Annotated in this window: 8 protein-coding genes; 6 read left to right on the forward strand and 2 right to left on the reverse strand. The window is 41.1% G+C overall.

What is annotated here, in order from left to right; translation table 11 throughout:
* Nucleotides 1-118: 118 nt before the first annotated feature.
* Together FO442_RS04940 and FO442_RS04945 are read left to right on the forward strand one after the other, a co-directional pair.
* The gene (locus FO442_RS04940) at nucleotides 119-2,794 is read left to right on the forward strand and encodes a T9SS type A sorting domain-containing protein (protein ID WP_144332046.1); all 2,676 of its coding nucleotides are present in this window, start codon (nucleotides 119-121) and stop codon (nucleotides 2,792-2,794) included.
* A 102-nt stretch (nucleotides 2,795-2,896) separates the two neighbouring features.
* Nucleotides 2,897-3,775 carry a Ppx/GppA phosphatase family protein gene (locus tag FO442_RS04945; protein WP_144332047.1) on the forward strand — a complete coding sequence of 293 codons (879 nt, stop codon included), beginning with the start codon at nucleotides 2,897-2,899 and terminating at the stop codon, nucleotides 3,773-3,775.
* Nucleotides 3,776-3,823: 48 nt separating this feature from the next.
* Here the strand turns inward: FO442_RS04945 and FO442_RS04950 are convergent, their stop codons facing one another.
* Together FO442_RS04950 and FO442_RS04955 are read right to left on the reverse strand one after the other, a co-directional pair.
* On the reverse strand, nucleotides 3,824-4,414 hold the full coding sequence (locus FO442_RS04950) for a hypothetical protein (RefSeq protein ID WP_144332048.1): 591 nt from the start codon (nucleotides 4,412-4,414) through the stop codon (nucleotides 3,824-3,826).
* Nucleotides 4,415-4,566: 152 nt separating this feature from the next.
* Nucleotides 4,567-6,354, reverse strand: a complete 1,788-nt coding sequence (locus FO442_RS04955) for a YfiR/HmsC family protein (RefSeq protein WP_246073824.1) — start codon at nucleotides 6,352-6,354, stop codon at nucleotides 4,567-4,569.
* A 386-nt stretch (nucleotides 6,355-6,740) separates the two neighbouring features.
* Here FO442_RS04955 and FO442_RS04960 point away from each other — a divergent pair, with 386 nt between their 5' ends.
* The 4 genes from FO442_RS04960 to FO442_RS04975 all read left to right on the forward strand — a co-directional run bounded on the left by FO442_RS04960 (nucleotide 6,741) and on the right by FO442_RS04975 (nucleotide 10,993).
* Entirely contained in the window at nucleotides 6,741-8,102 is a 1,362-nt protein-coding gene (locus FO442_RS04960; RefSeq protein WP_144332050.1) for a serine hydrolase domain-containing protein, read from the forward strand.
* 338 nt (nucleotides 8,103-8,440) lie between these two features.
* Nucleotides 8,441-8,989, forward strand: coding sequence for a hypothetical protein (locus FO442_RS04965; RefSeq protein WP_144332051.1), 549 nt, complete (start codon nucleotides 8,441-8,443; stop codon nucleotides 8,987-8,989).
* A 341-nt stretch (nucleotides 8,990-9,330) separates the two neighbouring features.
* On the forward strand, nucleotides 9,331-10,623 hold the full coding sequence (locus tag FO442_RS04970) for a short-chain dehydrogenase (RefSeq protein WP_144332052.1): 1,293 nt from the start codon (nucleotides 9,331-9,333) through the stop codon (nucleotides 10,621-10,623).
* A gap of 10 nt (nucleotides 10,624-10,633) precedes the next feature.
* Entirely contained in the window at nucleotides 10,634-10,993 is a 360-nt protein-coding gene (locus FO442_RS04975; protein ID WP_246073816.1) for a VOC family protein, read from the forward strand.
* Nucleotides 10,994-11,070: the final 77 nt, after the last annotated feature.

Below are 11,070 nucleotides of genomic sequence, written 5' to 3' on the forward strand. Positions count from 1 at the left end.
CATTTATTGTGGTATCAATTGTTGAAAATCAACTCAAAGTTTGGGTTGAAATGTTAAATAATTCAGAAATGAAGGTCTGATTTCCTATCTTTGGGCCACATTAATTTATTAACTTACTATGAAAAAATCATTACTGGTGCTTTCGCTGTTAGCGGGAAGTACATTTGGTTTCGCCCAAAATGGCAGTAGTAGATTCCACCAATTAGCTAATGGAATACTACTACCCGAGAAACCTGCAAGAACAAATGACCATACAAAGACGATATTGTGTAATGACACTTTACGTTATCCGCAAGCAAAAGAACAAATTTTAGGGACCAGTTTATTTACTGGTTATGTGGATGTTTGGGGAGTGGATAATGAGTCAATATCACAAACATTTTTAAATACTGGGAACCTTCCTATCAGCGGGATTGAGTTTTATGGTGCTAATAATGATGTAGATGGTGATGTTTCTGTGACCGTGCTGGCATCTGTTTATAACGTGGATGCTTCTTTTTCTCCTACAACCCTAATTACCAGTGGAACGGTTACTTTTTCATCAACAGTTGATGATTATCATTATGCGATGTTCCCAAGTCCTGTTACAGTTACAGGTAATTATGCTGTGGTGTTAAAAGCCGTAAATCCGGGAGAAGTTTTGACCGTTATACTAAATGATTTGACGCCTGGACAAAGTTACGATGAATTATTTGCAAAATTTTATTCATCGTACGCAAGTTACCCGAATCCGAATAATTGGAATACTATTCCTGTTTTTACCGCAGGTAACTATAATTGTGAGCCGTTGGTTGCACCGATTGTAAGCTATAACTTAAATAGTCAATTTACAGCTTCTGCAACCAACGTTTGTTTAGGGTCACCAGTAACGTTTACGAAAGCAGTAACACCGGCAGGTGCTTTAAGTAGTAGAATGTCAAACATTAATTTATTTGCTACTTATTTCGGATTATTCCCTTCCGATTCAACGTATGCTTATGATTTGGATAATGGGTCACCGATTGTTTGGAATGGTTCAACGACGTATACATATCCGGCTGCAGGGGCTTATGATGTTCAAATGGGAACAAATGGCGGTTTCTTCTCAACTTGTTTTGATTTTTCTACTCAGACAATTACGGTGAATCCACTTCCTGCTGCTCCAACGATTACACCAGGTGGTTCAACCACATTTTGTTCAGGTGGCAACGTAGTTTTAACTTCGTCAGCTGCAACTGGAAATAACTGGTCTAATGGTGCTACAACACAGTCCATTACAGTAAATACTGCTGGAACTTATACCGTAACGGCAACTGCTTCAGGATGTACTTCTCCTGCTTCCGCAGGACAAACGATCACTGTCAATCCTTTGGATAACGCAACGTATACTTATCCTACAAATGCTATTTGTGATGCTTCTCCGAACCAAACCCCAACAACATCCGTTGCGGGAACATTCTCTGCTACACCGGCGGGATTGACTTTCGTAAGCACTTCAACAGGAGAAATTGATGTAGCAAACAGTACTTCCGGAACGTATTCAATTACTTACAGTACTTCCGGATCTTGTCCGAATACGAGTACACAAACCATCGTGATCTCAGGAGCTCCGGATGCATCATTTACTTATGCTCAGAGCAGTTATTGTTCGAATGGAACAGATCCAAATCCGGTTTACGGAGCAGGAGCAAGCGCCGGGGCATTCAGTTCCACTACTGGATTGGTAATCAATTCGTCAACGGGTGTAATCAATTTGGCTTCCAGTAATGCAGGAACATATACTGTTACGAATACAATTGCAGCAAACGGATCCTGTCCGGCAGATGCTCAAACATTTAGTGTTACCATTGCTGCAGCACCGACAGCTGCTGTTTCGGGTGGTGGAACACAATGTGGTTCGGGAACAATTCCTGTGAGCGTTGCTTTAACCGGCTCCGGGCCTTGGGATATTACGTATTCTGACGGAACGACTACAAGCAATGCAACAGGAGTAATGACTTCTCCGTTTGTGATCAATGCAACTGCAAACGGAACATACACTGTTACGACTGTTGGAACAGGAGCTTGTTCTGCAGCTGGAACGGGTGCGGCAACGGTCGTGTTCAACCCGAATCCAACAGTTTCATTTACACCGGTTGTGGATATCTGTGACAATGCTGTACCAGTCACTTTGGCTGCTTCTCCGGCAGGAGGCGTATTCTCCGGTTCAACAGGAGTTTCCGGATCCACATTTGATCCGAACGGATTGACTCCGGGTTCCATCACCTTGACTTACAACTATACAGATGCAAATAACTGTTCAGGGTCCGCCACTTCTACCTTCACATTGAATGCTGCACCTACAGCGACACTTGCAGCATTCCAGGACGTTTGTTTACAAGCAGCTTCATTCGGTTTAACCGGTGGTTTACCTGCAGGTGGAACGTATAGCGGAACAGGTGTTTCGGGAGGGAATTTTGACCCGGCAACAGCTGGTGTAGGTTCTCAGGTAATTACATATACTGCGACTTCGAACGGATGTTCGGATGCAATTTCTCAAACGATTAATGTAGAAGACTGTGCAGGAATCATAGAAATGGCAGATTTCGGATTGGAAGTTTACCCGAATCCTGCGAGTTCAGTAGTAACGATTAAAACCGGAAAAGACGTAAGCTTCTCGATGATCTCTGAGGATGGTAAGATCGTTTACCCGGTAACTTCTTTATCTATGAACACAGAAACACAATTGGAGGTTTCTCACTTAGCGAAAGGAATTTACTTCCTTCACTTTAATAATACACAAGGAAACCTGGTAGAAAAAGTGATCGTTAAATAAAATTGGTCGATTTAGTTCAGATGCCGTTCGTCAATTGACGAACGGCATTTTTTATTTTAAAGTATAAAGGGATTTGAATCCTTTTCGCTAATTTCGGAATTCATGCCGAAGAAGTACGCAGCCATAGATATCGGATCGAATGCAGCTCGATTGCTGATTGGTGAAATCGCCAAGGAAAACGGGCATCCGTACGTGAAGAAAATCTCCTATACACGCCTTCCTTTGCGTTTAGGAGGAGAAGTCTTTGATTCCGGCGAGATCAGTGTTCAAAAGGCCGAAGATTTCATAAAGACCATGAAAGCGTTTAGCCTGATTGCGGATATTTTTGATGTTGCTGCGATCCGTGCATGTGCAACCAGCGCCATGCGGGATGCCAAAAACGGCAGAGAAGTCATTCAGCAAATCAAGCGAAATACCGGGATTGAGATAGAGATTATCTCGGGCGATGAAGAAGCACGCTTAATTTTCGGGACTTTCGCCTTGCTGGATATTGAACGCGCAAAACCGTATTTGGTGATTGATGTGGGAGGTGGTTCCACGGAAATCAATGTATTCGAACACGGAAAACGGGTAGCGGCAAAAAGTTTCGATATCGGGACGGTCCGGATGCTGAAAAACAAGGTCGATAAGAAGGACTGGCGCGAACTGAAGCTCTGGATCAAAGAACATGTGGAAGACAATCCGCATTTGGTATATGCCACCGGTGGGAATATCAATAAAATTCACAAGATTTTGGGTTTCAAAGAGAAGTCTCCCGTTACCCTGAGAGCGATGAATAAGTTATACAAAGAATTGGAACCTTTGAGCGTAGGTCAGCGCATGGACCTGTTCCAGTTAAAACCTGATAGGGCAGATGTCATCGTTCCTGCTTTGGAAATCTTTCGTGTGTGTATGGACTCACTTAACTGCAAGGAAATGTACGTTCCCAAGATCGGATTATCGGACGGAATTGTTTACGATCTGCACAAGAAGAAAGCGTGAAATCAGTATGGAGTGTGAGTTTTGAGTGTGGAATTCTTGTGGCGGGCATTAATTTATTTCAGAATTTTTAATCTTGGCCATCAATTCTGCAGTTGAGTTTTTCTCTTCTTTTCCATATCTGAGATTTAGTTTCTCCAATTCTTTAATGGCATGTTCGATTTTCAGCATTTTATCACGTAAATGTTGCTCTTTGTAATGCCACTTGATAAATCCGAAAGCCATCAGAACGCAACCAATAATGGCAAAACCGATGTAACCGTTTTTTTTCAGGGATAAATTATCCAAAGCGACGCTAATCTTACTGATGTTTCCCGATAATTTAATTTCCTCGTCCGGATCAAGTTTGCAGGATTCGATGAAACGTTCTATCTGAAGTAAATCCTGTTCCATTTGACGAATTCTTCCCGGTCGGAAATGATTGCTTACCTTATCTGCTCGCAGACTGTCATTCGTTTGCCTGGATTTCTTGTACAGTGCCTGCTGCACATCTACTTTTACGTCTTCAATGCTCATCTTGGTTTTGGCAGATGCATCAAACGTAATCCCGAAATTGTAAACGGAAAACAACAGGATCGTCAACCCAAAGAGGGAAATGAATTTATATAAATTGTCGGTTGGGGGTGTAATAGAAGGAATCATCGTTTGGTTTTCATTGCAGTCCGGTAAAACTAAATGCTTCCCTGCCGAATATCAACCGTATTTACCACATATTTTCTCATGTGGTTTTCCGCACTTCATTGCTGTTTCTTTTCTATCTGTTCCAGCAGTTCCTCCGCGTTTACCTTGTTTTTCTAACCAATCTGAATTCCCAATACCGTAATATCGTCTACCTGCTCTAAACCTGCACCGTATGCAGACTTCCATTCCTCAATCGTTGTATCCAGAATCTCGCCTTGTTCGCTCATCGGTTTGTGGGCATTCTCAGCAAGCAGGTTCTTGAAGTTGCGGCTCATGAATTTCTTGCCTCTTTCGCCGCCAAACTGGTCGGAATAACCGTCTGTGAACAAGTAGAAAATATCTCCCTTGTTTGCAACCAGTTCATGGTTGGTGAATTCTTTCATGTCCGGGTAGATGGCAATCGGACGTTTATCCGGCTTCAACTCTTCCAGTTTCTTGCTCTTCGAAGAAACAATGTAGAGTGGATTATTTGCTCCGGACCAATGACATTTATAAGTCTTGTTATTGATCAGTAGCAGGGAAATGTCCATTCCGTCCATTTGTTCACCCTGAATTCCTTTTTGCTGCAAGGAATGGATTACTTTGTCCCTCAATTCATTCAAAATAATATCTGCACGAGTGATTTCCTGCTGTTTTACAATCTCATTCAGCAAACTGATGCACAACATGCTCACAAAAGCTCCGGGAACACCATGGCCGGTGCAATCGGCTACGGCAACAAGTGTCCAGTCGCCTCTTCGGTCTACGAAAAAGAAATCCCCGCTGACAATGTCTTTCGGTTTATACATCACAAAGAAATCTCCGGGAATTGTTCCGCGAATCGTTTGTTCATTCGGCAGGACGGCATTTTGTATCCGTAAAGCATAGCGAATACTGTCTGTCAGTTCGAACAGGATCTTTTCGATTTGGTTCTTTTGGGCACTCACAATACCGTGCTGCTCCGAAAGTTCCTGAATGGATTTTTTGCGGTGTACGGAACTGCGGTATAGAATATAGGCAATTCCAAGGATCAGGATCAGGACAACCAATGCCATAATGAGGATAATCCGCTGCATCCCCAATTTTTGCAATTGTTCGTTGATCTGTCCTTTTTGAGCTTCGATGCTTCGTTTTTGTTCGAACAAGATGTCTTCCTGATCCGAAATGGCTTGCGACTGGTCTTCGAGTTTTTCGGCCTGCTCTTCCAAAATTGTTCCTTGCTGATCCAGCATTTTCACCTTTTCTTTCAGAGACATTTTCTGGTAATTGATCTTTGCCTTTTGGTCTTTAATGGTTTCTTCTTTGGCAGCTACTTTTTCCCGTTCTTTCTCCAGTTTTTCGGTCGACTCACTGAGTAATTCTTCCCACTGTACCGTTCCTTCCATGTATTGTTCAAACTGGTTTGTCAGCTTCAATCCGGCTTTTTCCATGTTTTCCTGGTTCACGGTAAAGTCATCTTTTTTCAGTCTGCCGTTGAAGTTCACCATCGCATAATCGTCGTCTTTGCAGCCATTGGTGACCAAAAGAGTATTATTTCCTGCAATGGCATGGGAGATCTTTTCGATCTTTTTGTTGAATTTTTTATCTACACACAAAACCTGTGTCGGACTGATGGTCTCTGGGTTCTTAAAGTGGACAACACTGACTTTCTTTCCCTTGAATGAAATTCCTTCGTATTTCTTTCTCAAAACACTGTAAAAGGAAGTATCACTATCGAGTACACCGATCTGGAATACCTGGAATGCCGATTGATTTTCCCAGGAAGTATTCAGCATGATGGGATAAATACTGGTAGCAACCGATTCGTCGGATCGTGAAAATTGCGCAGAAGCATTCGATACGAAGGCAGAGCTGAGAAATAAAAACACAAAAAGACGCTTCAATCGGTCAGCGAATGAGCCGGTAATGGATATAAAGTTCATGTCCACGATCAAAATAATTTGTTCGAAACGGTTTGTTTAAGAGTTTAATTGCGACAAAGGTATGAAAAACAAAAGTTATGATCGGGAGGTGCTATGATAAGAAAGGGTTAAATCAACCAGGCAGTTTTGAAAAGGAAAGCGATCAGATTAGCAGGAATAGGGGCTTGAGGACTAAGTGGTTTGGATTGGAGTATTTGAAAATGTGTCTTTAGTAAAGCTCAATGAGCAGATGAGCGTTAAAATTCACAACTTCGTTCCATATGACCAAAAAAATAAAGTTTAAACGTGTTGAATTTCAAAAGATAAATTCTTACTCCGCATGCTTTAGTTTGTCACCGGTTGATTATTTTTACCCACTTATCATGGATTAATAAACCAATTTTAAAATGAGACATAAACTCCTTGCAGGCTTAATTCTTTTATCGACTCAGACATTTGCTCAGCTCAGTTCTCAAAAAATACGTTTACTGGATTCACTTTTCAGTCAATTGGAGGTCAATAAAATGTCGATGGGAAGTATCAGTATTTTCAAAGACGGTGAAGAAGTATATGCAAAATGTTACGGTATCTCAAATAAGAAAAATGGGGCTGATATACCTGCTTCCAAGGAAAAAACATATTACCGGATTGGATCGATCAGCAAGGTATTTACGGCATTTCTGATTATGAAATCCGTGGAATCAGGTAAACTTTCTCTCAAGCAGCCTGTTTTGGAGTTTTTCCCTGATTTAAACGGAGCTTCCACATTGACCGTTGAGCAATTACTGTTGCATAAAAGTAAACTTCCGATATTTCACCGGATTGATGACTTGGAAGAATTGAGAAAAGCGAAAACGGAAAGTGAGCTGATCGGAATGGTGAATAAAAGAACACCAAATCCGGATACGCTGAAAACGACCTATAATAATTTGAATTATATCCTTTTAGGACTGATCGTTGAAAAGGTAAACGGAGCAGGTTATAACGAAGTATTGAAAAACAGTTTGAGTTCACTGGAACGAAAGGAAGTGTACGGGACCTTTAAATTATTGGATTACCAAAAGAATGAAGCAAATTCGTTCCATATCTCAAATGAGAATTGGGTGGAGGATTATGAGATCCGTGAATGCCCGATTGCTGATGGTTCCGGGTTTTTGTTATCCAACGCACAGACACTGAACACATTTATGTACGCTTTGTTCAATGGAAAATTGATCTCTGAAGAAAGCCTGAAACAAATGCTTCCGTCCGGTTCTATGTTCGGCTTCGGAATAATGAAAGCGAATTTCGATGAGCACAAGGGATTCGGGCATACGGGACGGATTGAAGGTTTTACTTCCGCAGCAACTTATTTTACGGAAGATAAGATCAATGTTACCTTGCTTCAGAACGGAACTGTTTATCCGATGAACGACATTTTGATCCTCGTAGGAGATATTCTATTCGACAAACCAGTTGAAATTCCGAATTTCAAAAAGGTGACATTAAATGCTGCGGAAACGGCGATTTTTCTTGGTACTTATGAAAACGCAAATGAAGGGTACAAAGTCATAGCGGACCTTTCGAAAGGAGAATTACGGATCCGGGTGGCCAAAGGGAACGGTTTGATGAACAAAATGATCCTGGAAACATATCCTTTAAGTCAAAGCCGGATTTTCAATCCTTCCCAGGGAATTATATTTGATTTCCTCAATCCGGATAACGGAATGTATACCGAATGCGAAATGCGCGTAAATGGCTCCAAATTACCTTTGAAGAGAATTCCTTAATGAAGTGTTACGGATTTAAAGAAATGGTCTTGGTTTCCCTCTGATCAGTCATCGGATAATTACCGTTACGATGCGATTGGTCAGTTGATCAGGGATATTGGGTCTGATTTGGGGACGTCTGTCTCCCCTGAGAAATCTTATGGACATTCCAATAAAGTGAGTTTTGTACAGAATACCAGTAATGGGGATCTGATCGACTTTGAATAATGTCGCTCCGGAAGATTTTGATGACGATGTGGTTAATGAAGCAAAAAAACAAGGTGTCACCATTACAATAAAAGGGGCTAAACAAGGAAGGAAACTGAGGAAACAGGGGAATAAGAAATTAAACACTTTGTATGAAAAGTTATTTATTGAGCATACTGCTTTTTTCGAATTTGGCATTCGCGCAAAATGATTCCATCCTTTATGAGAATACCGGCTTTTTAAATGATGGTAAAATTGGCGAATCAAAACGGGACTTAAAAACCAGGGGTTTGGCTCCGGAAAAATTTGTTTATACCAAAGTCAAATACCGATTATTTAAAAGTAAAACAGGCGAAAGAATAGAAAAGAAGTACATTACCAAAAAAGGAATGACTAAACACTGTTGGAAAACCAAAAAAGAAGGAGTCTATTTTTATTTTCAAAAGGGACTGGTATCAGCCGTATTGATAAACTCAACAAAGTATAAAACAGACAAAGGAATAAGAGTGGGAGACAATATTGAAGAAATGTTTGCTGTGTATGGTAAAACGGTTGAAATACACAATACGGCTTATTACTATTCTCACGGGATTATGTTTTGTTTGAATTCAAGTAAAAACATTGAAAAAATAATTTTGACGAAGACAAACCAACCCTGGCACAGAAGCACTATTATCATTGATAACATTAGTTATTTCTAATCCATGAAACAGCAGATTTATTTGTTTCTCTTAACTATAGTGATTACTTCAGTTATAAATGCTCAGAATATCAAAGTTATATGCTGACTCGTGCCAATAGAAATTAAAAATCAAAAAACCATTGCGAAGGATGGCCTGTTCCAACTTTTCGGAATCCGCATCCTTCGCTTTTCTTAAACCACCTTCCCAATTAACCCTACCTTTAAACCATGAAAATCGGGCTTTCCTGGTTCGTAACCCTCGGTTACGCCTTGTAAAGGCATCTTTCTCGTTTCTTGTCACTCCCGATTTATTTTTTCATTTTTGGAAAACTAAATTGGACATCATTTTCGATCAAATCAATGAAAAAGCTACTTTATCTGTCATTACTGCTTCTTTTTGCAGCCTGTTCTTCTGAAAAAACAGACGAGGAATTGTTGGAACAGGACCGCGTGACTTTAAATGAGAACCTCATTTCAGGAAAAGTGGTTCCCTACAAATATGTGAAACTCATGTTCCGCGGATACGCTTCAGATGACACCACTTCTGTCGAATTCAAGGCGTTTAAGCACGATTCCGATCAATTGGTCCGAAAGATGATGAAACTGAACCGGACGGATGAACTGTCGGTAAAGGACTATTGGGCAATGTACCAGCTTTATGATAAAATGGATGAGTTCGTAAAGCAAACGGATGAAGATGCATTTCCGGTGATCGCGGACGCATTCAGAAGATACTGGGACGGAACAAAAAGCGCGCATTATTTCAAAGGAAAAGCAAAAGCCGAACAGGAGGCACGCGAACATGCTTTCCTCACCGTGTTGGCAATGGCCAGCCAAAGTTTGGGAACTGAAATTGCACTGTACGAATGTGCTGAAACCGATATTGAATTGCTTCCGGATTCGGAACTGAAAGGCAACCTGCGTTTCCTGAGAGGGTTCGTATTCATGCAGAAAGGATTGTATTATTTGTCTGAAAACGAATACAGCGAGAACCTGGAGTGGCTCAAAAAGAACAAAGACCGCGACTTGACTTATACCATGAACGCGATGCAGCTCGGAAAGTTTGATCAAAAACAATCGGTTATGGCCTATCGTGCAATGAATCATTTGTACCGGGGCGTGGATCGCCTGATGATGGAACGGGAAATTGATTACGAACGCGCTTTGGAGGATTTCGATCAGGTACTCAAGGATTGCCGCAGATTGGAGATCGATAACGAAGCAGTTTGGGCAATTGAAGTCTATGTAACCCTGGAAAAAGGGAATACCGATAAAGCAATTGCTTCCCTGGAAAAATTGAAGAAAAGCAAGTTGCTGACAAGTGACGACAAGGAATTGATCGATGAATCCATCGGGTATTTGGAAAAGGACGATTCGGAAACGGTTTTGAAAGAGGTATACGATAAAGTCTTCATGTTGAAGATTGCGAGTGCCTTTACTTTCAGCCGGTTAAAAGATCTGAATACGAACAGATTACTGAAAAAAAGTAAGGTTCCGAACGCATCCAAAATAGCGAAGAAGACCAAGGTATTGGAGGACTCAGTTGAGCAGATTAACAACTTCAGCAATGGAGAAACGCTGAAAGACGCGACCAAAAAAGTTGGCGAAGAAGGAGAGAATTTATTGGAAGAAGTAAAAGGAATATTTAATTAAAAGAATGAATATGAGCGAAAAAGAACCTAAAGTAACAGGAATAGGAGGTGTTTTCTTTTATACGGATAACCTGGATGATACAAAGAAATGGTATACAGAAAACTTAGGAATTCAGTTCAACGACTGGGGGTCTGCAAGCCTGGAATCATTGCAATGGAAACCGTTCAAAAAAGAAAGCGGTCACTTTGATCCGTCGAAAAAAGAATTCATGGTGAACTACAAGGTGCAGAACCTGGAAGGGCTTTTGGAAAAGTTCAAGGCAAATGGCGTAACGATCTTAGACGATGTTGCGGTTTATGACTTTGGAAAATTCGTCCACATCCTGGATGCGGAAGGAAACAAAATTGAATTGTGGGAACCGGCAGAGTAATGCGTTCTCCTTTTTTAACAGGAAAATTCGGCTCTAACAGAGATGCCTTGAAATGACGCGCTGGTTCCGGATTATCG

It is taken from the genome of Fluviicola chungangensis, from assembly GCF_007558725.1.
Classification (GTDB): domain Bacteria; phylum Bacteroidota; class Bacteroidia; order Flavobacteriales_D; family Crocinitomicaceae; genus Fluviicola; species Fluviicola chungangensis.

Coding starts and splice junctions, on each gene's coding strand:
- FO442_RS04945 (WP_144332047.1), top strand. CDS start 2,897: ATGCCGAAGAAGTACGCAGCCATAGATATCGGATCGAATGCAGCTCGA.
- FO442_RS04940 (WP_144332046.1), top strand. CDS start 119: ATGAAAAAATCATTACTGGTGCTTTCGCTGTTAGCGGGAAGTACATTT.
- FO442_RS04970 (WP_144332052.1), top strand. CDS start 9,331: ATGAAAAAGCTACTTTATCTGTCATTACTGCTTCTTTTTGCAGCCTGT.
- FO442_RS04950 (WP_144332048.1), bottom strand. CDS start 4,414: ATGATTCCTTCTATTACACCCCCAACCGACAATTTATATAAATTCATT.
- FO442_RS04955 (WP_246073824.1), bottom strand. CDS start 6,354: ATGAACTTTATATCCATTACCGGCTCATTCGCTGACCGATTGAAGCGT.
- FO442_RS04965 (WP_144332051.1), top strand. CDS start 8,441: ATGAAAAGTTATTTATTGAGCATACTGCTTTTTTCGAATTTGGCATTC.
- FO442_RS04960 (WP_144332050.1), top strand. CDS start 6,741: ATGAGACATAAACTCCTTGCAGGCTTAATTCTTTTATCGACTCAGACA.
- FO442_RS04975 (WP_246073816.1), top strand. CDS start 10,634: ATGAGCGAAAAAGAACCTAAAGTAACAGGAATAGGAGGTGTTTTCTTT.